General features: G+C 73.5%; 17 protein-coding genes, 1 pseudogene and 1 riboswitch. Of the genes and pseudogenes, 11 read left to right on the plus strand and 7 right to left on the minus strand.

All coding sequences use genetic code 11. The features are described 5' to 3' along the window. Nucleotide 1: 1 nt before the first annotated feature. Nucleotides 2-1,138, minus strand: a complete 1,137-nt coding sequence (locus tag HA039_RS01310) for a type III polyketide synthase (RefSeq protein ID WP_167022488.1) — start codon at nucleotides 1,136-1,138, stop codon at nucleotides 2-4. A gap of 431 nt (nucleotides 1,139-1,569) precedes the next feature. Between HA039_RS01310 and HA039_RS01315 the strand changes: the two genes are divergently transcribed. From HA039_RS01315 to HA039_RS01345, 7 genes are all read left to right on the plus strand, one after another. After that, nucleotides 1,570-2,211 (plus strand): ScbR family autoregulator-binding transcription factor, encoded by a 642-nt coding sequence (locus HA039_RS01315; protein WP_167022491.1) that lies wholly within the window; start codon nucleotides 1,570-1,572, stop codon nucleotides 2,209-2,211. A gap of 116 nt (nucleotides 2,212-2,327) precedes the next feature. Continuing rightward, nucleotides 2,328-2,545: riboswitch (cobalamin riboswitch) on the plus strand. A 164-nt stretch (nucleotides 2,546-2,709) separates the two neighbouring features. Next, nucleotides 2,710-5,034, plus strand: a complete 2,325-nt coding sequence (gene metE, locus HA039_RS01320) for a 5-methyltetrahydropteroyltriglutamate--homocysteine S-methyltransferase (RefSeq protein WP_167022494.1) — start codon at nucleotides 2,710-2,712, stop codon at nucleotides 5,032-5,034. Nucleotides 5,035-5,293: 259 nt separating this feature from the next. Next, nucleotides 5,294-5,512: a CbtB domain-containing protein gene (locus tag HA039_RS01325; protein WP_161310109.1), complete on the plus strand. Its 219-nt coding sequence runs from the start codon at nucleotides 5,294-5,296 to the stop codon at nucleotides 5,510-5,512. Between the two features lie 21 nt (nucleotides 5,513-5,533). Then, nucleotides 5,534-6,313 carry a CbtA family protein gene (locus HA039_RS01330; RefSeq protein WP_167022497.1) on the plus strand — a complete coding sequence of 260 codons (780 nt, stop codon included), beginning with the start codon at nucleotides 5,534-5,536 and terminating at the stop codon, nucleotides 6,311-6,313. Between the two features lie 103 nt (nucleotides 6,314-6,416). Then, nucleotides 6,417-7,289, plus strand: coding sequence for a LysR family transcriptional regulator (locus HA039_RS01335; protein ID WP_167022500.1), 873 nt, complete (start codon nucleotides 6,417-6,419; stop codon nucleotides 7,287-7,289). A gap of 150 nt (nucleotides 7,290-7,439) precedes the next feature. Beyond that, entirely contained in the window at nucleotides 7,440-7,817 is a 378-nt protein-coding gene (locus HA039_RS01340) for a nuclear transport factor 2 family protein (RefSeq protein ID WP_167022503.1), read from the plus strand. A gap of 103 nt (nucleotides 7,818-7,920) precedes the next feature. Beyond that, nucleotides 7,921-8,580: a GNAT family N-acetyltransferase gene (locus tag HA039_RS01345; RefSeq protein ID WP_167022506.1), complete on the plus strand. Its 660-nt coding sequence runs from the start codon at nucleotides 7,921-7,923 to the stop codon at nucleotides 8,578-8,580. A 34-nt stretch (nucleotides 8,581-8,614) separates the two neighbouring features. On the opposite strand, the gene HA039_RS01350 is transcribed toward HA039_RS01345, so the two are convergent. Together HA039_RS01350 and HA039_RS01355 are read right to left on the minus strand one after the other, a co-directional pair. Then, nucleotides 8,615-9,568: an aldo/keto reductase gene (locus tag HA039_RS01350; RefSeq protein WP_167022509.1), complete on the minus strand. Its 954-nt coding sequence runs from the start codon at nucleotides 9,566-9,568 to the stop codon at nucleotides 8,615-8,617. After that, on the minus strand, nucleotides 9,565-9,978 hold the full coding sequence (locus HA039_RS01355; RefSeq protein ID WP_167022512.1) for a MerR family transcriptional regulator: 414 nt from the start codon (nucleotides 9,976-9,978) through the stop codon (nucleotides 9,565-9,567). The genes HA039_RS01350 and HA039_RS01355 overlap by 4 nt, the downstream gene beginning before the upstream one ends. A gap of 172 nt (nucleotides 9,979-10,150) precedes the next feature. Here HA039_RS01355 and HA039_RS01360 point away from each other — a divergent pair, with 172 nt between their 5' ends. Continuing rightward, nucleotides 10,151-10,747, plus strand: a complete 597-nt coding sequence (locus HA039_RS01360) for a DUF1349 domain-containing protein (protein WP_167022515.1) — start codon at nucleotides 10,151-10,153, stop codon at nucleotides 10,745-10,747. Between the two features lie 108 nt (nucleotides 10,748-10,855). Continuing rightward, the gene (locus HA039_RS01365) at nucleotides 10,856-12,283 is read left to right on the plus strand and encodes a cytochrome P450 (protein ID WP_167022517.1); all 1,428 of its coding nucleotides are present in this window, start codon (nucleotides 10,856-10,858) and stop codon (nucleotides 12,281-12,283) included. Nucleotides 12,284-12,354: 71 nt separating this feature from the next. Here the strand turns inward: HA039_RS01365 and HA039_RS01370 are convergent, their stop codons facing one another. Together HA039_RS01370 and HA039_RS01375 are read right to left on the minus strand one after the other, a co-directional pair. Beyond that, the gene (locus tag HA039_RS01370) at nucleotides 12,355-12,603 is read right to left on the minus strand and encodes a hypothetical protein (RefSeq protein ID WP_167022520.1); all 249 of its coding nucleotides are present in this window, start codon (nucleotides 12,601-12,603) and stop codon (nucleotides 12,355-12,357) included. Between the two features lie 111 nt (nucleotides 12,604-12,714). Then, the gene (locus HA039_RS01375; protein ID WP_243869005.1) at nucleotides 12,715-16,233 is read right to left on the minus strand and encodes a phosphodiester glycosidase family protein; all 3,519 of its coding nucleotides are present in this window, start codon (nucleotides 16,231-16,233) and stop codon (nucleotides 12,715-12,717) included. 209 nt (nucleotides 16,234-16,442) lie between these two features. On the opposite strand from HA039_RS01375, the gene HA039_RS01380 reads away from it, so the two are divergent. Next, nucleotides 16,443-16,799, plus strand: coding sequence for a YciI family protein (locus tag HA039_RS01380; protein WP_167022526.1), 357 nt, complete (start codon nucleotides 16,443-16,445; stop codon nucleotides 16,797-16,799). A gap of 132 nt (nucleotides 16,800-16,931) precedes the next feature. On the opposite strand, the pseudogene HA039_RS01385 reads toward HA039_RS01380, so the two are convergent. Beyond that, nucleotides 16,932-18,596, minus strand: a pseudogene (locus HA039_RS01385) (SpoIIE family protein phosphatase); the annotation flags it as partial. 220 nt (nucleotides 18,597-18,816) lie between these two features. Between HA039_RS01385 and HA039_RS01390 the strand changes: the two are divergent. Continuing rightward, on the plus strand, nucleotides 18,817-20,604 hold the full coding sequence (locus HA039_RS01390) for an ABC transporter ATP-binding protein (RefSeq protein WP_167022532.1): 1,788 nt from the start codon (nucleotides 18,817-18,819) through the stop codon (nucleotides 20,602-20,604). A gap of 6 nt (nucleotides 20,605-20,610) precedes the next feature. On the opposite strand, the gene HA039_RS01395 is transcribed toward HA039_RS01390, so the two are convergent. After that, nucleotides 20,611-21,300 (minus strand): TetR/AcrR family transcriptional regulator, encoded by a 690-nt coding sequence (locus tag HA039_RS01395; RefSeq protein ID WP_167022535.1) that lies wholly within the window; start codon nucleotides 21,298-21,300, stop codon nucleotides 20,611-20,613. Between the last annotated feature and the right edge of the window lie 2 nt (nucleotides 21,301-21,302).

Below are 21,302 nucleotides of genomic sequence, written 5' to 3' on the forward strand. Positions count from 1 at the left end.
CTCAGCTCACCGGTTCCGTCGCGGACTCCCGGCCGGCGTGGGCCGGGGTGGTCAGGACGTGCCGCGCGGACAGGGCGGGCCCGGCGAGGGAGTCGGTGGACCAGCGTCCGAGGGCCATCTCGGCGGTGATGCCGGGGCCGAAGCCCGCGATGATCCCGGTGGCGCCGTCCTCGACGCCGCCCTCGTCGAACAGCCTGCGGACCGCGTCGAGGACCACGGCGCTGGCGATGTTGCCGTACTCGGTGAGGGTGGCGCGGCTGAACCGGAACGCCTCGGGCGGGACCTCCAGGAAGTGGCTGAGGTCGTCCAGGATGCGGGGGCCGCCCGCGTGGATGATGTAGAAGTCGAGGGCCGCCGCGTCCCAGCCGTGCTGGACGGCCATCGCGCGGAGCGCGGGGGCGAGGGGTTCCATGGTGCCGGGCACCCGCTTGTCCAGCAGGAAGTGGAAGCCGGTCGCCCGGACGCTGTAGGCGATCCAGTCGGTCGTGTCGGGCACGAGGTGCGAGCCGTTGCGCTCCAGCGCGATGCCGGTGCCACCCTTGCCGCGGACGACGGCGGCGGCCACGGCGTCGCCGAAGAGGCCGTTGGAGAGCAGCGAGCCGACCCCGAGATCGGTGGGCTGGTAGCAGAGCGAACAGAATTCGCACGCCACGATGAGCACGTTCGCGTCCGGGTACGCCTGGCAGAAGTCGTGCGCCCGGTTGACGGCGGCGCCGCCCGCCGCGCAGCCGAGCTGGGCGATCGGCAACTGCCGCGTGTGGCTGGGGAAGTCCATGGTGTTGATCAGCCAGGCGGTCAGCGACGGCATCATGAAGCCCGTGCACGAGACGTAGATGATCAGGTCGATGTCGGAGGCGCGCAGTTCCGCGTGGTCCAGGGCCCGGTTCACCACCGCGGGCACCCGCGCCTTCGCCTCGGCCTCGTACGTCCGGTTGCGGTCCTCGAAGCCGGGGTGGCGGAGGGTCTCCTCGATGGGCCGGACGAGGTGGCGTTTGGCCACGCCGGTGTTCTCGATCAGCCGGAGCGCCAGGGGTAGTTGCGGGTGGTCGGCGTGGAGCGACCGCGCCAGGGCGAGGGTGTCCTCCATGGTAATCACATGCTCGGGAACCGACACATCGGGCTTACACAGAGTCGCCACGACGCGCTCTCCTTCGTTGGTGTTCGCTGGGAACTGCGGCCCACACTCTGTGGTGGTCCACCACCCCGCAACCCGGGAAACAGCCGGGAATCGGCTGCCGGGAGCAGCGTCAGGGAAGCGAGGGGGCGGGATCCGAAGGACCGTCAGGGATCTTACCTATGACTACGGAACGTAAGCGCGAAATCGGCGCATCGTCCGTTCGTGGGCGCGGCGCCCCGGCCTCGGCCCTGGTCGTCACGCGCCGGGCGGGCCGGATGCCGAAAACCGGCCATCGCGCTCCGGTGACACCATGGGGTCCAGGGATCGCGGAGACCTCTCCCCGTCCCGACGATTTGGCGCGGGGGAGACATTCGGCGAGTCGTTGAGCCCTATAGTACGGGCTGGGCGGTTTGTTTTGTGCTGGTCAACGGGGCTGCGCGGAAGGGTCTTTCATGGCAACACAGGAGCGCGCCATCCGGACGCGCATGGCGATTCTGGAGGCGGCCGGCGCGGTCTTCGACGAGTACGGCTACTCCTCCACGACCCTCACCATGGTGCTGGAGCGCGCTCAGGTCACCAAGGGCGCCCTGTACTTCCACTTCCAGTCGAAGGAAGCCCTGGCCCAGGCGGTCCTGGACGAGCAGGTGCAGCTCGGCACCGTACCCCCGCAGGCCTGCAAGCTCCAGGAGGTCATCGACATGACCTTCGCGGTGGCCCACCGGCTCCTGGACAACGCGCTGCTCCGGGGCAGTGTCCGGCTCACCGTCGACCAGAGCGCCCCTCCCGGTGTCGACCACAGCGGCCCCTTCCGCCAGTGGCCCGTCCACCTGGTGTCGTTGATGGAAGAGGCACGCGCGCAGGGTGAGTTGCTCCCCAGCGTGCGCCCGCAGGAGACGGTGGAGCTGCTGGTGGGCGCGTTCGCCGGGATCCAGCTGATGTCCCGCGCGCTGACGGACCGCGAGGACCTCGGGCGGCGCATATCGATCCTGTGGGGGCACATCCTGCCGAGTCTCGCGGTGCCCGGCCTGATGCCGAGCATCGACACCGCGCCCGACCGCGGGGCGCGGGTGACCGCGGCGATGGTCGCGGTCTGACCCGTCCCGTACCGCTCCCGGGCGGGTACGCACCGTCACCGCCAGGGGCGCTCCGGCGGGCGCGCGGCACCCCTCCCGGAATAGGAGAGGGGCTCCCGGCGCTTCAGTTAAGGGCTTAGGGTGGCGAGTGCAGTTGGTTCGCCCTGTCAGCCAGGCAGCGGCGTCGTAAGAGGGAACCCGGTGCGAATCCGGGACTGCCCCGCAGCGGTGAGTGGGAACGACCGCCGTCATGAGCACTGGATCCGACCGGGTCCGGGAAGCGACGGCCAGTAGGTGTCTCGTCCGACGAGACGTGCCCGCGAGTCCGAAGACCTGCCACTGCCCGCGTACGAACACCGTGCGCGGAGATCCCGGTGACCTCGTGGGCGGGTCGGCGTACATATCAGGCGGTCGCGTGTTCCCGTACAGCCATGGGACGTGACCCGCCCGATCTGTGGCTCCTCTCGCGCCCTCGACCGTCCCCGGGACGGCAGAGAACCGCTCGCGAAGGAGAGTTCTGTGACAGACAAGTCCGCAGCCGCGGCAGCACGGGCGACCGTGCACGGCTACCCCCGCCAGGGCCTGAACCGCGAACTCAAGAAGGCCGTCGAGGGCTACTGGAAAGGCACCGTCGACGCCGGCGCGTTGCGCGCGACGGCGGCCGGACTGCGCCGGGCGAACTGGCGCCGGCTGGCCGACGCCGGGATCCACGAGGTGCCGACCGGCGACTTCTCGTTCTACGACCACGTCCTCGACACCAGCGTGATGGTCGGCGCGATCCCCGCCCGCCACCGCGAGGCCGTCACGGCCGACGCGCTCGACGGGTACTTCGCGATGGCGCGCGGCACGCAGCAGGTCGCGCCGCTGGAGATGACCAAGTGGTTCGACACGAACTACCACTACCTGGTGCCCGAGCTGGGCCCCGACACCGTGTTCACCGCCGACTCCGCCGAGCAGGTCGCCCAGCTGAGGGAAGCCGTCGCGCTGGGCCTCACGGCGCGCCCCGTGCTCGTGGGTCCGGTCACCTACCTGCTGCTGGCCAAGCCCGCGCCCGGTGTCGCCCCGGACTTCGAGCCGCTGACGCTGCTCGACCGGCTGCTGCCGGTGTACGCGGAGGTGCTGGCCGACCTGCGGGCGGCCGGCGCCGACTGGGTGCAGCTCGACGAGCCCGCGCTCGTCGAGGACAGGACCCCGGCCGAGCTGAACGCCACCGCCCGCGCCTACCGGGACCTCGGGGCGCTCACCGACCGGCCGAAGCTGCTGGTCGCGTCGTACTTCGACCGGCTCGGCAAGGCCCTGCCGGTCCTCGCCAAGGCGCCCGTCGAGGGGCTCGCCCTCGACTTCACCGGCCCGGCGGCCGCCAACCTCGACGCCCTCGCGGCCGTCGGGGGCCTGCCCGGCAAGCGCCTGGTCGCGGGGGTCGTCAACGGCCGCAACATCTGGATCAACGACTTCGCGAAGTCCCTGTCGGTGCTCGGCACGCTCCTCGGGCTCGCCGACCGGGTCGACGTGTCGTCCTCCTGCTCCCTCCTGCACGTCCCGCTGGACGTCACGGCGGAGCGGGACATCGATCCGCGGATCCTGCGCTGGCTCGCCTTCGCGCGCCAGAAGACGGAGGAGATCGTCACGCTGGCCCGGGGCCTTGCCCAGGGCACGGACACGATCGCCGCCGAACTCGCCGCGAACCGCGCCGACCTGGCCTCGCGCGCCGGATCCGCGCTCACCAACGACCCGGCGGTCCGCGCCCGCGCGACGGCCGTCACGGACGCGGACGGGCGCCGCGCCGCCCCGTACCCGGAGCGGGCCGCGGCCCAACGCGCCCACCTCGGGCTGCCGTTGCTGCCGACCACCACCATCGGTTCGTTCCCGCAGACGAACGAGCTGCGCGCGGCGCGCGCCGACCTGCGCGCCGGACGCATCGGCACCACCGGGTACGACGAGCGCATCGAGGCCGAGATCCGGGAGGTCCTCGCCTTCCAGGAGAAGGCCGGCATCGACGTGCTGGTGCACGGCGAGCCCGAACGCAACGACATGGTGCAGTACTTCGCCGAACAGCTCACCGGCTACCTCGCCACCCGGCAGGGATGGGTGCAGTCGTACGGCACCCGCTACGTCCGCCCGCCGATCCTGGCCGGGGACATCTCGCGTCCCGAGCCGATGACGGTCCGCTGGACCACGTACGCCCAGTCGGTCACCGACCGGCCGGTCAAGGGCATGCTCACCGGTCCCGTCACCATGCTGGCCTGGTCGTTCGTCCGTGACGACCAGCCGCTCGGCGACACCGCGCGGCAGGTCGCCCTCGCGCTGCGCGACGAGGTGGCCGACTTGGAGGCGGCCGGCACCCCGGTCATCCAGGTGGACGAGCCGGCGCTGCGCGAGACGCTGCCGCTGCGCGCCGAGGACCGCGCGGCCTACCTGGACTGGGCGACCGAGTCGTTCCGTATCACCACCAGCGGGGTCCGGCCGGCCACCCAGATCCACACGCACATGTGCTACGCGGAGTTCGGCGACATCGTGCAGGCCATCGAGGACCTGGACGCCGACGTGATCAGCCTGGAGGCGGCGCGGTCGCACATGCAGGTCGCCGACGAACTGGCGGCGGCCGGCTATCCGCGCGAGGTGGGACCCGGGGTCTACGACATCCACTCCCCCCGCGTGCCCTCCGCCCAGGAGGCGGCGGCCCTGCTGCGCAAGGGACTTGAGGCCGTGCCCGCGGAACGGCTGTGGGTCAACCCGGACTGCGGGCTGAAGACCCGCGGCTGGACGGAGGTGCGCGCCTCGCTGGAGAACCTGGTCGAGGCCGCCCGTGAGGTACGGGGCACCCTGCCCGCCACGGCCTCCTGACCCGGCGGCGGCCGGGGCGGACAGAGCGGATGTTTCCCGACATCCGGTCAACTGCTCCGCCCCGGCCGCCGTCAGGCGCTGTGGCGATCCCCGTCGACAGGCGGTACGGTCGCGTGGACATGACGACGGTGTGACGGAAGTCCGGTGAGAATCCGGCACGGTCGCGCCACTGTGTACCCGTACCTCTGCGGGAAGTCAGACCCGGCACCTTCGTCTCAGGCACCACGATCGGGACGCGTGTTCCCCAGGAGGTTCGGCCATGGCACACTCCGCCGCCCCCGCGACAGCCGCAACACCGGCTCTCACTCCCCTCTCGCTCAAGGAGATAGCCCCCTGGGCGCTCTTCTTCGGCGTGCTGATGCTCGTCCTGCTCTACTTCGTCGGCGCGGAACAGGGCGCCCTGTCGGTCATCTCCGGTGAGAGCGTGCACGAGTGGGTCCACGACGGACGCCACCTGCTCGGCTTCCCCTGCCACTGACCGGCCGGGAGACCTCCGCCCATGAACTCCATATCCGTCCGCGCCCTGCTCGTGCGCGGCATGCTCGCCGGGCTCGGCGCCGGTGTGCTCGCCCTGATCGTCGCCTACCTGCTCGGTGAGCCCTCCGTCGACGCGGCCATCGCGTTCGAGGAGAGCCACAGCCACGAGCACGGCGGCGAGGAACTCGTCAGCCGTTCCCTCCAGTCCACCGCGGGCCTCGCCACCGGTGTGCTGATCTTCGGCATCGCGGTCGGCGGCATCGCCGCCCTCGCGTTCTGCTACGCCCTGGGCCGCGTCGGCCGGTTCGGACCGCGGGCGACCGCCCTCCTGCTGTCCGTCGGCGCGCTGCTCACGGTGTACGTCGTGCCGTTCCTCAAGTACCCGGCCAACCCGCCCGCCGTCGGCAACGGCGACACCATCGGGAAGCGGACGACGCTGTACTTCCTGATGATCGTGCTCAGTGTCCTGCTCGCGGCCGCCGCGCTCCTGCTCGGCCGCCGTCTCGCCCCGCGTCTGGGCAACTGGAACGCCACCGTGGCGGCGGGGGCGGCCTTCGTCGCCGCCGTCGGACTGGCCTACGGCTTCCTGCCGACGATCAACGAGGTGCCCAAGGACTTCCCGGCCACCCTGGTCTGGGAGTTCCGGCTGTCCTCGCTGGCCGTCCAGGTCACCCTGTGGACCACGTTCGGCCTGCTCTTCGGCCACCTCGCCGAGCGGCTCCTCGTCCCGAGGACCGACCGGGTCACCGTGCCCGCCGGTACGCCGGCGGTGGAACCGAAGGCCACCGCCACGGCGGGCTGACCAGCGCCGCACCGACACGCCGATGCCCCCGGGAGTCATACCCTGGGGGCATCGGGCGTTTCGCCCTGTTCGGCCCGTCCGGCCCGTTCGACCTGGGAGAACCGTGGACGTCGATCTGAGGAAGCTCCGCTACTTCGTGGCGGTCGCCGAGGAACTGCACTTCGGGCGCGCCGCCGAGCGGCTGCACATCGCCCAGCCGGTCCTCTCCCGCCAGATCCGCGCGCTGGAGGAGGAGCTGCGGGTCCAGCTCCTCACCCGGGACCGGCGCTCGACCGCCCTCACCCCGGCCGGCACGCAGGTGCACCGGGACGCGGTGTCGTTGCTGGCCGCCGCCGAGGGCCTGCTGCGCCGGGCGCGGCGGGCCGCGGGCGGCACGGACCGGCTGACGGTCGGATTCATGCCCGGCATCACGGTCACCACCGCCGTCCAGGCCCTCACCGCCCGCCACCCGGGCCTGACGGTGGACGTCCTGCGGACGTCCTGGGAGGACCAGACGCAGGCGGTACGCGACGGGCGGGTCGACGTCAGTTTCGTACGGATGCCCGCCGACCGCTCCGACCTGAGCCTGCGCCCGCTGTTCAGCGAGCCCAGGGTGGCGGTCCTGCCGCGCGGACACCGGCTCGCGGGGAAGCAGTCCGTCGACATCGCCGACCTGGCGGGTGAGCGGCTGCTCCAGGACCCCGACGCGGTCCCCGAGTGGCGGGACCTGCCCCACCGGGTGCCCGACGAGGACCCCCGGCCGGTCCCCGCCGTCCGCACCGTCGAGGAGAAGCTCGAGTACGTGGCCGCCCTCCAGGGAGTGGTCGTGCTGCCCCGGTCCACCGCGCTGTACTACACCCGCCCCGACCTCTGCCAGATCACCGTCGCGGACATCGAGCCCGGTCAGGTCTGCCTGGCCTGGAGCGACCGGCACCCGGGGGCGCTGACCCTGGAGTTCGCGGACCTGGCCGCCGGGATCTACGCGGACGGTCCCTGAGCCCCCGTACCGCCGGACGCCCTTTACCTCCGGCGTAATCGACCCCGCCGGGGAGGCGAGGCAGGCTTGGACGCACCGGGTCCCGGGCGGCGCACTCCGCCCGGGGCCCGGGTCCCCGACCCACCGCACCTCGCCGGAGGCTGATCCGCCATGTCCGTGAACCCGTACGAGACCGCCGTCACCCGTTACTTCGAGGCCTGGAACGCGCCGTCCGCCGAGGCGCGGGCCAAGGCGGTGGCCGCCGCCTGGACCGAGGACGGCGGGTACACCGATCCGCTGGCGGACGTCAGCGGGCAGGAGGCGGTCACGGCCGTCGTCGCCGGGGCCCGGGAGCAGTTCCCCGGGTTCACGTTCCGGTTGGCGGGCGCGGTCGACGGCCACCACGGTGTCGCGCGCTTCGGCTGGGAGCTGGTCTCGGACGCGGACGGTTCGGTGCCGGTCACGGGCTCCGACGTCCTCACGCTGGCCGACGACGGCCGGATCGACCGGGTGTACGGCTTCCTGGACCGGGTGCCGGCCGGGGCGTGACCGGCACGTGACCCCGGGGGCTAGGGGGCGGGTACGGCGGGGGTGGCGGGGAGTCCGGCCCGGAGGCTTGTGAGAGCGCTCCCAGGGCGTCAGCATGCTCCGTATGAACGTGCCCGCCGCCACCCCGGCCCCCTCCTCCGCCGCCCCGTCCCCCTACGTCCGCGCGTACTGCCCCGGGGATCTCCCGGCGGTGTACGACATCTGCGTGCGGACCGCGCACGAGGGCCGGGACTCACGCCACCTGTACCCGGACCCGGAGCTGATGCCGAGCATCTTCGCCGCGCCCTACGCGGCGCTGGAACCCGAGCTGGCGTTCGTCCTCGACGACGGGCACGGCCGGGCCGCCGGGTACATCCTCGGCACGGCGGACACGCCCGCCTTCGCGCGGGCGTTCCGTTCCGTCTGGCTGCCGACGCTGACCGGCCGCTATCCGGCGCCGGCCGGGCCGCCCCGGACACCGAGCGAGGAGATGATCGCGCTCATGCACGATCCGGAACGGATGGTGCTGCCCGAGCTGGCCGCGTACCCCGCCCATCTCCACATCGACCTGCTGCCCGACCAGCAGCGGAAGGGACACGGGCGGGCGCTCGTGGTCCGGTTCCTCGGGGCCCTGCGGGAGCGGGGGGTCGGGGCGGCCCATCTCGCGATGGTCACCGCGAACACCTCGGCCCGGGCCTTCTACGACCGGCTGGGCTTCCGGCCGATCGCGGTGCCCGACCCGGGCCCGATCACGTACCTGGGGCGCTCGACGGCGGTGGACTAGGGGCACGCGACCGGTGCCGCCGGTCCCCACGTGCTCAGTGGCGGTGACCCGCCGCGCTGCCGTGCGGCGCCACCTCCTCGATCGACGCCAGGTCGTCGGCCGTCAGGTCGATGTCCGCCGCGCGGGCGTTCTCCTCCAGGTACGCGCGCCGCTTGGTGCCCGGGATCGGGACGACGTTACGGGCGATCAGCCAGGCCAGCGCCAACTGCGTCACCGTGACGCCCTTGGCCTCGGCCAGGGCGGCGATCCGGTCGGCCAGCGCGGCGTTCTCGGCGATGTTCTCCTCCGAGAAGCGCTCCAGGCCGCGCCGGGCGTCGTCCGGCGCCAGGTCCTCGCGGCGGGTGATCCCGCCGCCCAGGAAGCCCCGCCCGAGCGGGGAGAACGCGACGAAGCCGATGCCCAGCTCCCGTACGGTGTCCAGCACGTCGTTCTGCTCGACGTCCCGGCTGAACAGGGAGTACTCCGACTGGAGCGCGGTCAGGGGGTGGACCGCGTGGGCCCGGCGGATCTGGTCGGGGGTCGCCTCCGACAGGCCGAGGTAACGGACCTTCCCGGCCCTGACCATCTCGGCCATCGCGCCCACGGTCTCCTCGACCGGCACGTCGGGGTCCACGCGGTGCAGGTAGTAGAGGTCGATGACGTCCGTGCCGAGGTGCTTCAGCGAACGGTCCACCGCCCGGTGGGCGTACCCGGGACTGCCGTTCGGCCCGTGCGCCGTGCCGTCGTCGTCGAACTCCGTGGCGAACTTCGTCGCGAGGGTGATCTCGTCCCGGCGGGCGCCGAGGGCGCGCCCGACCAGTCTCTCGTTCTCGAACGGCCCGTACGCCTCCGCGGTGTCGATGTGGGTGACACCGAGGTCGACGGCCCGGTTGAGCGTGGCGACGGCCTCCCGCTCGTCGCGGGGGCCGTACCAGACGCTCATGCCCATCGCGCCCAGCCCTTCGGCGGAGACGGTCAGGCCCTGGGATCCGAGGTTCACGGTCTTCATCGGGAGGTGGTGCCCTTTCGGTAGTAGGCGATCTTGCGCTCGATGGCGGCCAGATGACCGCGGGTCTCCGCGAGCTGGTCGAGGACGCGCTCGCGGTGTTGCTCCAGGACGGCCAGCCGGGCGGCTTCGGTGCCTTCCGTGCGGCAGATCTCGGTGAAGGCCCGGATGGCGCGGATGGGCATGCCGGTCCCGCGCAGCATGACGACGCCCGAGATCCAGCCCAGGTCCCGAGCGTGGTACCGGCGCTGCCCGGAGGGCGCGCGGTCGGCGGGGGACGCCGTCAGGCCTTCGCGTTCGTAGTAGCGGAGCGTGTCGATGGTGAGGCCGGACACCGCCGCCGCCTCGCCGATCGTCAGCCCGTCGTCGGGGATCTCCACTTCCGGCGCCTGCCGGGGAACCGCTGCGTTCATGCGTCCAGCGTCCACCCTGGAGTGCGCTCCAGGGCAAATCCCCCGTGTGAGGCTCGCCGCACGGGCGGGGTGGCGCGGCCGGGTCCGTCAGCCGCGGAAAGGATCTGTTCTCTCGGCGTGTCGGGCCACTTCGTGGCAGGGTGTGTGCCGATCACGGACGCGAGGAGGCCCCATGGGCGAGAGCACCACCGGCACGGAAGCATGTCTGGGCTTCGACGACTGGACGTGGCTGAACCCGCCCGCCCGCTGGGCCCCGTACGACGACGCGCTCGACGTCACGACCGATCCGGACACCGACTTCTGGGTGACCACGCACTACGACTTCGTCCGGGACACGGGGCACGCGCTGCTGCGGCCGGTGCCCGCGCGGTTCCGGCTGCGGGCGACGTTCAGTGGTGATTACCACGAACAGTACGACCAGGCGGGGCTGTTGCTCCGGATCGACGAGAAGAACTGGATCAAGACCGGCATCGAGTACGTCGACGGCAGGCAGCAGTTGAGCGCGGTGGTGACGCGCGAGGTGTCCGACTGGAACGTCGTACCGCTCGCGTATCTCACCGACGCCCCGGGGCCGGTGACCGTCGAACTGCGGCGCGAGGGCGACACGGTGACGATCCTGTACGGCGTCGGCGGCGCCCCGGAGACGATGCTGCGCCTCGCGTACTTCCCGCCGGAGGTGCCCGCGCAGGCCGGGCCGATGTGCGCGTCGCCCGACGGGAAGGGCTTCACGGCGCGGTTCACCGCGCTGCGTCTCGACGCGCTCACCTGAGGTGACGTGAGGTGAGGTGGCTCCGGCCGCGGGAGGCCCTCTGGTGCCTGCCGCGGCCGGGCGCTTTGCTGGTGGGTGTCCCCCGTCGTCCGACCGCGAGGACCCGCCATGACGCAGCCGACCGAACCCGCCGGACCCGCCCCACTGCCGGCATCCGCCCCACTGGCAACATCCGCCCCGCCGCCCGTACCCGGACCGCGCCAGGTGCCCCTCCTCGGGAACCTGCCCGCGTTCGCCCGCGACCCGCTGGGCTTCTTCACCCGGTTACGGGGGCTCGGCGACCTCGTCGAGTGGAAACTCGGCCCGCAGCGTGCCCTGTTCCTCTCCCGGCCCGAGCACATCGGGGAGTTGCTCACGGGCGTCGAGACGCGCTACCGCCACCCCGAACTCGGCTGGGCGTTCAAGCTGGTGCTCGGCGACGGGGTGGTCACCTCGGAGGGGCCCGCCTGGCGCCGCAAGCGCGCGCTGGTGCAGCCCGCGGTACGTCCCCGCCGGGTCAGGGCCCACGCGGGCACGATGACGGACTGCGCGGCCGCGCTGGCGGCCGGCTGGCGGCCGGGCCGGCGCGTCGACGTCCGGCGGGAGATGCTCGGCCTCACCCAGCGCATCGCGGTACAGACCCTGTTCGGCGCCGACACGGCGGGGCGCGAGAGCGCGATCGGTCCGGCGATGGACGTCGCGCAGCGGGAGATCGGGAGTGAGTTCCGGGGGCTGACCCTCTTCCTGCCGCCGTGGGTGCCCACGCCGGGCCGCCACCGGCTCAAGAAGGCCGTGGCGGTCATCGACCGCGAGGTCGCGCGGGTCACCGACCACCGCAGGCGCGCCGGGGACGGGGAGGCCAGGGACGACCTGCTCAGCCGGCTGCTCGCGGCCCGGGACGAGGAGGGCGAGCCGCTCGGCGACAAGGAGATCCGCGACGAGGCGGTGACGCTCTACATCGGCGGCCACGAGACGACGGGCACGACGCTGACCTGGGCGTGGTACCTCCTGTCCCGCAATCCCGGGGCGCGGGCGCTGCTGGACCGGGAGCTGGCGGACGTCCTCGCCGGCCGGCCGCCGGGGCACGACGACGTCAAGGATCTGCCGTGGACCGAGCGGATCGTGAAGGAGACCCTGCGGCTCTACCCGCCGGTCTGGCTGATGACCGCGATCGCCAAGGAGGGTTCGACGCTGGCGGGGCGGCCGGTGGCGGAGGGCACGGTCCTGTGGTCCAGCCAGTGGAGCGCCCACCGTGACCCCCGTTGGTTCCCCGACCCCGAGGCGTTCCGCCCGGAGCGGTGGGACCCGGACGCCTCCCCCGCCGTACCGGACCACGCGTGGTTCCCGTTCGGGGGCGGCGCGCGGGCGTGTCTGGGCGCGCGGTTCGCGATGGTCGAGGCGGTGCTCGTGCTGGCGACGCTGGCGCAGCGTTTCCACATCGAGGTGGAGGGGGGCGAGAACCCGCCGAGGACGGGCCTCACACTCCAGCCGTCGCTGCCGGTACGGGGGACGCTGCGCGCGGCCGTCCCGCCCGGCGCCGTACCCCGGCAGGCGTGAACGGGCCGCGCGGGGCCGTCCACCGACCCGGCCCCGCGCGGGAGTTGTGGGGCCTGTCGGAGCGGCTCACGTCAGCGGCGTTTCCCCTCCTGGTCCCCTGAGGACAGGACGGCGCCGCGCCCGGCCGCGTCCGCCGCCGCGCCCATGGCGAGGCCCGCGACGACGAGGATCACCGACACGTAGATCTCGTAGCCGTCGAAGGCGTCGAGCCTGGCCACCAGGGACCAGATGCTGAACCGCCCGCCGGTCAGCTCGTGCAGGAGGCCGCCCACCCCCTGGGACAGCAGGACGAAGCAGAGGAAACCGAAGAAGGTCTTCACCTCTCCGAGGCTAGGGACGGCGGCGGGGCGCGGCCATAGGCCATCGGCAGCGGCCGCCGCGACCAAAGTCGCGGGCGGCCCGCCGGCCGGCCTACCGAAGTCTGCCCCGCGTCACCCCGTCCCCGTCCGGACGGCGGCCGGGACCGCCGGGTCCGCCGTCGCCTCGACGACCGTCCGGGCCGTGCGGGTCACGCCGTTGACCGTCACCGCGAGCGTCACCGTCCCGGGCCGCAGCGCGGTGAGCGTGCCCGTGGCCGGGTCGAAGAACGCCACGTGCCGGTCCCGTACCCCGCGCCGCCCGTCCCCGATCAGCACGCCGGGCGAGCCGGTCCAGTCCGCGCTGAGCGGGAAGGCCACCGGCACCCGCCTGCCGCCCTGGGTGACCTCCGCCGTCACGTGCGCCCGGTGTCCCGGGGCCAGCGCCGCCGGGGCGTCCAGGGCCAGCGCGTCGGTGTGCGCGCGGGTCCGGACCGAGATCCAGTCGGGGCCGCCCGTCCAGGGCGCCCGCCGGGCGGCGGTCCGGTCGCCCGGGGAGACCCGGTCCACGCCGATCAGGGACCACCCGGTGAAGCCGCCCTCGGCGGGCGGGGCGGCGGGCGCCTTACCCGCGTTGCCGTTGACGAGATACGGCACCCCGTCCACCCGCGAGGCGTCGAAGACCCCGACGTGGCCGCCGATCAGCGCGGCGCCCTTGCCGGTCGTACGGCGGAAGTCGGCGAGCCACCCTTCGAGGAGCGCGGCCTCCTTGCGGTCGCCGAGCTGGCTCGCCTTCTGGACGGTCGGGTCGCGGGGCGGTACGTGCTCGATCACCACGACCGAGCCCACGCGGTCGTCGCGCGCCGCCGCGTCCAACTGCGCGCGTGCCGCCACGATCTGGGCGAGGCCGCCGCCGCGCAGCGACAGGCTGGACGTGTCGAGGGTGAGGAACCGGGTCCCCCGGTGGTCGAACACCCGCTGGGCGGACCCGAATTGGGCGGTGAAGTGCTCGATGCTCCCGCCCATCACCTCGTGGTTGCCCGGCACGTAGTACCAGGGCAGCGTGTCCCCCAGCTCCTCGGTCAGCACCCGGCGCGCGAACGCCAGGTCCTCGGGCGCCCCCTCGTCCACCAGGTCCCCGTTGATCACGAGGAAGTCGGGCCGGGCCGCCTTGATCTCGCGCAGGGTGCGGCGGGCCTGTGCCACGAGCGCGCTGTCGGGGTCGCGGGCGACGAACTGGGCGTCCGACATCACCGCGAACCGCCAGTCCCGGCCTTCCGTACGGGCGGCGGTGGCGATCAACGGGTCGGCCCGGCGCGGCTGTTCGGGCAGGTCCACGGTGGGCGGCAGCCGTACCGTCAGGTCGTCCAGCACGACCTCCCCGGTGTACTGCTTCGTCGCCGCGGTCTCGGCGAGGTAGAAGCGGTACACGCTCAGCGGGGCCGCGGCGCCCTCGGGCACGGCGAAGGTCACCTGCCGCCAGCCGGTCCAGGTGACGTAGGGGCCGCGCAGCAACTGGTCGGAGCCCGCCGCGTCCTTGAGGTGCAGCGTGGGCCAGGCGCCCCGGCCGTCCCCCTTGATCCAGAGCGCGAAGGACTGCGGGCGGCCGGGGACCTGGACCGGCGCGGGCGGCAGCGCGTAGGCGGCGCGGGTCGCCGTCGACCGCGTGAAGTCGTAGCCGAGACGCAGGGCGGTGCCGGTACGGCCGTCCGGCACCGCGCCGACCGAGCCGTCCGCCCGCGCCTGGGCGAAGGTCCAGGACGCGGCGTCGTCGAAGCCGGTGACCGGCCGCTCCTCCAGTCCGACGGTGACGGCGAGCGCGGTGGTGACCCCGCCGGCGGTGACCGTGATCCGGCCGGCCCCCGCGCCCGTCAGGGAGCGGACGGTGAAGTTCCCGGCGCCGTCGTCGGTGACGGCGAACAGCGAGCGGTCGAAGTCCAGGGTGACGTCACGGGGTTCGACCGGGGCACTGGTGCCGTGGGCGTCGAACCCGACGATCCCGAAGGTGCCGGAGGCCGCCGCGTCCGCGAGTCCGACCCGCCGGGTCGTGGGGCTGATCCGGTCGAGCCGGTCGAGGACGGTCAGCTCCGTACCGCCGCCGGCCCGGCCGCGCTCGGCCCTCACCTCGGTCGTGCCGCTCGCGCGGGCGGTGAACAGGCCGTGCGCGTCGACCCGGCCGACGGCGGAGCGTACGGCCCGCCAGTGCGGGGTGCCGGCGGCCGGCCCGTACGTCTCGTCGTGACCGGCGGCGGTCAGTTGCCGGGTCAGGCCGGGGAAGACGCGCTCGGGGTGGCCGCCCCTGACGGGGTCGGCGGTCGGCGCGCCGCCCGCGGGGGTACGGGTTCCGACCCAGAAGCCGTCGAGCCGCCCGCTACCCTCCGGGGCGGTGAGGGCGAGGCCGTTGGGGACGGCGCGCTCGCTGCCGTCGGAGGGGCTGTTCTCCACGCGCAGGCCGTCCTGACCGGGGACGCGGGCGAGCAGCGTCGAGGAGCCGCCGCCGTCGAGGTTGAGCGCGCTGTACGAACCGGCGCGGCGCATCATCTCGCCGAGCCGGGTGAGCGTGACCCCGCCGCTGTCGGCCTGGCGGCCGTCGACGGTGAGGATCTGCATCACGGACCCGTCGCGCGAGAAGCCGACGGCGGTACGCGGGGCGGCGGAGTTGTTGCCCTCGCCGTCGTGGTTCTGCGCGACCCCGCCGACGACGAGCTGTTCCCGGCCGCCGACCGCGGTACGGGGCACCGGCCCGCCGTCGTCGGTGCGCGGGCGGTACTCGACCGTCACCGGGTCGCCCGGGCGCAGCGCCCGGAGCGCCTCGGCGCCCGCTTCCCGGCCGACCAGGACGGTGGTGCCGGGGGCGACGGGCCCGGCGCCGGGGCGGTCCGCCACGGAGACGACCCGGCCGTCGCGGACGACGGCCTCCGCGACGGGCGCCGCCCGGTCGACGGTCAGGGCGCGGTCGGCGCCGCCCCAGCCGGGTGTGTAGAGGCCGAGGGCGCCGGGCGGCACGTTCGCGGCGTTGTAGGCGGCCAGCGGGCGCGTTCCCGAGGGCAGGGTCACGGTCCCGTCGAAGTAGAGGCGGAGGATCCGGCCGGCGTTCCCGGGGCCGATCCCGGCGGCCCGCTCGGCGCCGGCCGCCGGGGAGTGGTCGACCTCGCCGTTCCTGATGCCGGGGCCCTGCGGCGCGCCCGTCTCGTTGATGTCGAAGAAGTCCGCGTTGATCGCGGCGACGGTACGGCGCCCGGCGCCCGGGTCGTGGAGCGCGGCCAGTTCGGAGACCGTACGCCGGCCGGAGACCTGGCCGGAGGACAGGTAGTCGGCCCGCGCCCCGGCGCCGAGGTCCACGGAGAGCGCGTCGACCCTCAGCCAGGCGGCCGCTTCGAGGCGGTCGTACGAGGTGAGCGTGACGCCGGGGGCGACGGGGCGGGAGGAGCGCGCCGTCTCCAGGCCTTCCGCGTCGCCGCCGGCGCTCGCCGTCACGGGTGGGCCGCCGGGCGCGCTCGCCGGCGGGGGCGCGACCGGCCGCAGGATCTCGGCGGCGGTCAGCGGCCGGGGGTCGGGGGTGGAGTCGGCGAAGGACGGGGAGACCGCCCCGGCCGTCAGGGCGGTCGCCGCCGTGAAGAGCACGACGGACCGCCAGGCGTTGCCTGGGCCCACAACTTCTCCTGGAGGACGGTGGATTGGCATGGGTGAGGACTCTCGGCGACCAGCATTGCCGTGCACACACCAATGAACCAGGGGTTCGGGGAAACGCCGGGGAGAACACGCGAGGGCGGAAACTTTCGGTGCGGTGTCGATCGCGGGGTCTCCCGTTCGACGTAAGGATGAGAGGCGGGACAAGCCCCGCCCCGGACCGAGGAGTCACCATGCCGCGCTTCCTGACGATGATCCGCGTCGACGAGCGGAACCCCCCGACCGATCCGCCGGGACCCGAGTTCGAGGAGCGCATGGGCGCGCTGCTGGAGGAGATCACCAAGGCGGGGGTCATGCTCGACACGGCCGGTCTGACGCCGACGTCCGAGGGCACCCGGGTCACCTGGGCCGACGGCAAGGTCCGCTACACGGACGGGCCCTTCACCGAGACCAAGGAAGTCATCGGCGGGTACTCGCTGATCCAGGCCAGGGACAAGGCCGAGGCCCTGGAGTGGGCCCGGCGTTTCCTGGAGATCCACCCGGCCCACTGGAGCATCACCGCGGAGGTCCGGGAGATCACCGAGGGCTGAGCGGTCCGGTGGCGCGGACGGGGCCCGGCGCCCCGTCCGCGCCCCGCGCCGCGTTCACAGGGGTCCCGCCGGGGGCGCCTACCGGGTCCGGCGGGGACGCGCCGCGCGCCGGGACCGCCCGTCCCGGACGTCCCGGCGCAGGAGCAGCAGCGCCATGTCGTCACCGCCGCCCTGGGTCCCCAGCCGGTCGAACAGCATGTCGGCGAGGTCCGGCAGCTCCTCCGGGCCCGTCCTGACCGCCTCCGCGAGCACGTTCATCCGCTCCCCGAGGTCCGTGCCCGGCTCCTCCACCAGCCCGTCCGTGCAGAGCACCAGCGTGTCGCCGGGCCCCAGCGTCCCCGTGGTGACCGGGTAGTCGATCCCGCCGTCCCCGGCGAACTCGGCGGCGAGGCCGAGCGGCAGCCCGCCGGTCGTGGTGATCCAGGCGCAGGTCCCGTCGGTCCCCCGCACCATCGGGTCGAGATGCCCGGCCCGTACGATCTGGAGGCCTCCCGTCGCCAGGTCGACCTCGACGTACGTGCAGGTCGCGAACCGGTCGGTGTCCAGCTCGTGCAGGAACGCCGCCGCGCGCGCCATGGCCGTGGCGGGCGGGTGGCCCTCGGCGGCGTACGCCCAGAGCACCATCCGGAGCTGCCCCATGACCACGGCGGCCTCCGTGTCGTGGCCCTGGACGTCGCCGATGGTCAGCCCCACCCGGCCGCCGGGCAGCGGGAGCACGTCGTACCAGTCGCCCCCGACGCTCCGCCCGATCCGCGCGGGCCGGTAGCGGACGGCCGTCAGCGCGCCCGGGATGTCGGGGATGCGGCGCGGGAGCATCGCCTGCTGGAGGCCGTCGGCGAGGTCGTGCTCCTGGTCGTACAGCATGGCCCGCTGGAGGCTCTGCGCGATGCTGCTGCCGAGCGCGACCAGCAGGGCGCGCTCCGAGTCGCTGAAGTCGCCGTGCCGGGGGTAGAGCATCGCGAGCACGCCGATGGGCCTGGACTGGGCGATCAGCGGCAGATACGCCCCCGAGGACACCACCAGGGGCTCGATGTGCGGCCAGAGCCGCGGGTACGCCGTGCGGAACTCCTCGCGTGAGGTGACGAAGCGGGGCCGCTCGGTGCGCACCGCCTCGCCCATCGGGAACCGCTCGTCGATCCGGGTGTACTGGAGCTCCGGCGCGAAGGGCCCGTTGCGCCCCTGCGCGACCAGCCTGATCCGTGTCCCCTCGACCACCCCGAGCGACACGCTCTCCGCCCTGAGGTGCCCGAGCGCCTCCTCGTCCTCCAGGACCTCGATGACGTCCTGGACGGTCTCGGCGGTGGAGAGCAGGGCGGTGGTGCGCTCCACCATGTCCGTCAGCCGGCGGCGGCCCTCGTCCAGCTCGCTCCTGGCGGCGGCGTCGGCGCGGTCGCGGTTCGCGATCCGGACGATGCCGATGACCCGCACGGCCTCGCCCCGCTCGTCGCGGCGGATGCGGGCCTGGGAGTGCGTCCACCGCTTCGACCCGTCGCGGCAGCGGATCCGGAAGTACAGGGCGTAGCGGTCGGTGCCGGTCTCGACGGCCCGCCTGACCACACGGTCGACCCGTTCCGCCTCCTCGGGAGGGATACGGGAGAGCAGTGACTCGCCCCGGCCGTCGAACTCGTCCTCGCGCAGGTCGAACACCTCGAGGGCGGGTCCGTCCAGATGGAGCGCTCCGCCGACGAGGTCCCAGTCGAAACCGCCCATGCGGTTGAGGGCGAGTCCCACCGCCGGATCGGCGGGCCAGTCGTCCGGCGGCGACACGGCGCCCGGCCGGGCGCCCTGATCAGCCATGCAGCCACCCTCTCACCGTTCGCCATTTCGCACGCGCCGAGCCCGGGGGGCGGGGACGGGCGTCCCGCCCTCGCCGGGTCTCCGGCGTGCCCACCCCCGACCGAGTGTCCCGCTTCGCGTCCACGGTCCGGAAACCGCTTCCGGTCCGGGGGCCGTCCGGAGGAGACTGCGGCCGCGCGCCGAGCGTGTACGACCGCCGCCGAAAGGGACTCCGCCCTCCATGCAGAAACCCGAAGCCGCTCCCCGTCCCGGTCCGCTGGACCACCACTACTCGGGGGAGCATCCGCTCCGTACCCTCGCCTACCTCTTCCGTCCCGACCGCGCGAGGCTCCTCCTCGTCGTCGCGGTGTTCACCGTCAAGCACATCCCGGTCTGGCTGCTCCCGCTGATCACGGCCAACATCATCGACGTGGTGGTGGAGCACCGGCCCGTGTCCGAGCTGTGGTTCAACGCCGGGGCGCTCGTCCTGGTCCTCGCCCTCAACTTCCCGATGGCGCTGCTCTACGCGCGCCTGATGAGCACCAGCATCCGTCGTATGGGGCGTGAACTGCGCTCCGCGCTCTGCCGCCGGATGCAGTACCTGTCCCTCGGCTACCACGCCCGGGTGAGCGCCGGTGTCCTCCAGACCAAGGTGGTCCGGGACGTCGAGGCCGTCGAGCAGATGACCCAGCAGAGCGGTGACCTCGGGCTCGGCGCGATCATGACGCTGCTCGGCGGACTGGTGGTGATCGGGTTCCGTACCCCGGTGGTGCTGCCGGTGTTCCTGGTGGTGGTGCCGCTGGCGGCGCTGCTGGTACGGCGGCTGCGCTCGCGGATCCGTACGAACAACGAGGAGTTCCGGCTGGAGATCGAGCGGCTGTCCTCGCGTGTCGGCGAGATGACCACGCTGATCCCCATCACCCGCGCGCACGGCCTGGAGCGTACGGCGCTGCACCGCGTCGACCGGACGCTGGAGCGGGTGCTGACCGCCGGTTTCCGCCTCGACGTGCTCAACGGGCGCTTCGGGTCGCTGTCCTGGATCCTGCTCAACACCCTGGCGGTCGGCTGCCTGACGGGCTCGGCGGTGGTCGCGTACTACGGGTGGATGGGGATCTCGGCGGGCGACGTCGTCATGATCAGTACGTTCTTCACCGCGCTGACCGCCTCGCTGATGACCCTGATGAACCTGACGCCGGTCATCTCGAAGGGGCTGGAGTCGGTGCGCTCGATCGGCGAGGTGCTCCAGGCGCCGGACCTGGAGAGCAACGAGGGCAAGACCTCCGTGGAGCGGGTCGAGGGGCGGATCGACTTCGAGGGGATGGGCTACCGCTACCCGGAGGCGGGCGAGCCGTCGGTGCGCGGCTTCGACCTGTCGGTGCGGCCCGGGGAGACGATAGCCCTGGTCGGCGCGTCGGGCGCGGGCAAGTCGACGCTGCTGAACCTGCTGATCGGCTTCATCCGGCCGACCGAGGGGCGCATCCTGCTGGACGGCGCGGACATGGCCTCGCTCGACCTGCGCACGTACCGGCGCTTCCTCTCGGTCGTGCCGCAGGAGTCGATCCTCTTCGAGGGGACGATCCGGGAGAACGTGACGTACGGCCTGGCGGGCGGCGAGGACGAGGCCGCGCTGCGGCACGCCCTGGACGCGGCGAACGCGACGGAGTTCGTCGACCGGCTGCCGGACGGGCTGGACACGGTGGTGGGGCAGCGGGGGGCGCGGCTGTCGGGCGGCCAGAAGCAGCGGCTCGCGATCGCCAGGGCCCTGATCAGGGATCCGCGGATCCTGGTGCTGGACGAGGCGACCTCCGCGCTGGACAACCGGTCGGAGGCGCTGATCCAGGACGCGCTGGCGCGGCTGGTGGCGGGCCGGACGGTGTTCGTCGTGGCGCACCGGCTGTCCACGATCCGCAACGCGGACCGGATCGTGGTGATGGAGCACGGGCGGATCGTCGAGACGGGCAGCCACCAGGAGCTGCTGGCGCGGGGCGGGGCGTACGCGACGACGCTCCAGCCGCGGCGGTCGGGGTGAGGGCGTTCACCCCTGGTGCGGCTCCGGGGGCTCCGACGTCATCCGGTCCACCTGGCCGGTGTCGAGGGGCGGCCGGCTGAAGGCGATGTACGGGGTACGCAGCCCGGCCATGACGAGGTCGAGGTGGCGCTGCCAGGCGTCGGGGGCGGCTGTTCCCGTCGTCTCCACGACCCCGCGGATCCCCCACACGACCATCGCGATGTCGGTGACGGTGACCTGCTCGTTGACCACGCCGGCCCGGCGCGCCTCGGCCAGCAGGCCGTCGGTGATCCCGCGCAGGTGGCCCACCTGGGCGGGGCGGGCCAGTTCCCCCCAGGCGCCGGGGAGGTAGCCCCGGCTGCCGGCGATGAGCCGGCCGACGGTACGGAGGAACAGGTCGAGGCCCTCGCCGGGCGGCTGCCGCGTGGCCTCCTCGGCGAGGGCGACGAGCCGGTCGTAGAAGACCTCGACCAGCTCGGCGACGAGGGCGTCCTTGGTGGGGAAGCGGCGGTAGAGCGTAGCCGGGCCCACGCCGGCGAGGCGGGCGATGTCCTCCATGCCGGCGCCGGGACCCTGCTCGGCGAAGGCCCGGCGCGCCGCGTCGATCATGCGGGCGCGGTTCTCGGCGGCGTCGCGGCGCAGGGCCGGGCGGCGCGGTCGAGGTCCGGGAGGCGGCGGGCTGTCGCCGTCGGGGCTCGGGGCCCCGGCCGTGCCCATCG

This window comes from Streptomyces liangshanensis (assembly GCF_011694815.1).
Taxonomy (GTDB): domain Bacteria; phylum Actinomycetota; class Actinomycetes; order Streptomycetales; family Streptomycetaceae; genus Streptomyces; species Streptomyces liangshanensis.

Coding starts and splice junctions, on each gene's coding strand:
- HA039_RS01315 (WP_167022491.1), top strand. CDS start 1,570: ATGGCAACACAGGAGCGCGCCATCCGGACGCGCATGGCGATTCTGGAG.
- HA039_RS01325 (WP_161310109.1), top strand. CDS start 5,294: ATGGCACACTCCGCCGCCCCCGCGACAGCCGCAACACCGGCTCTCACT.
- HA039_RS01330 (WP_167022497.1), top strand. CDS start 5,534: ATGAACTCCATATCCGTCCGCGCCCTGCTCGTGCGCGGCATGCTCGCC.
- HA039_RS01340 (WP_167022503.1), top strand. CDS start 7,440: ATGTCCGTGAACCCGTACGAGACCGCCGTCACCCGTTACTTCGAGGCC.
- HA039_RS01345 (WP_167022506.1), top strand. CDS start 7,921: ATGAACGTGCCCGCCGCCACCCCGGCCCCCTCCTCCGCCGCCCCGTCC.
- HA039_RS01350 (WP_167022509.1), bottom strand. CDS start 9,568: ATGAAGACCGTGAACCTCGGATCCCAGGGCCTGACCGTCTCCGCCGAA.
- HA039_RS01355 (WP_167022512.1), bottom strand. CDS start 9,978: ATGAACGCAGCGGTTCCCCGGCAGGCGCCGGAAGTGGAGATCCCCGAC.
- HA039_RS01360 (WP_167022515.1), top strand. CDS start 10,151: ATGGGCGAGAGCACCACCGGCACGGAAGCATGTCTGGGCTTCGACGAC.
- HA039_RS01365 (WP_167022517.1), top strand. CDS start 10,856: ATGACGCAGCCGACCGAACCCGCCGGACCCGCCCCACTGCCGGCATCC.
- HA039_RS01380 (WP_167022526.1), top strand. CDS start 16,443: ATGCCGCGCTTCCTGACGATGATCCGCGTCGACGAGCGGAACCCCCCG.
- HA039_RS01390 (WP_167022532.1), top strand. CDS start 18,817: ATGCAGAAACCCGAAGCCGCTCCCCGTCCCGGTCCGCTGGACCACCAC.
- HA039_RS01395 (WP_167022535.1), bottom strand. CDS start 21,300: ATGGGCACGGCCGGGGCCCCGAGCCCCGACGGCGACAGCCCGCCGCCT.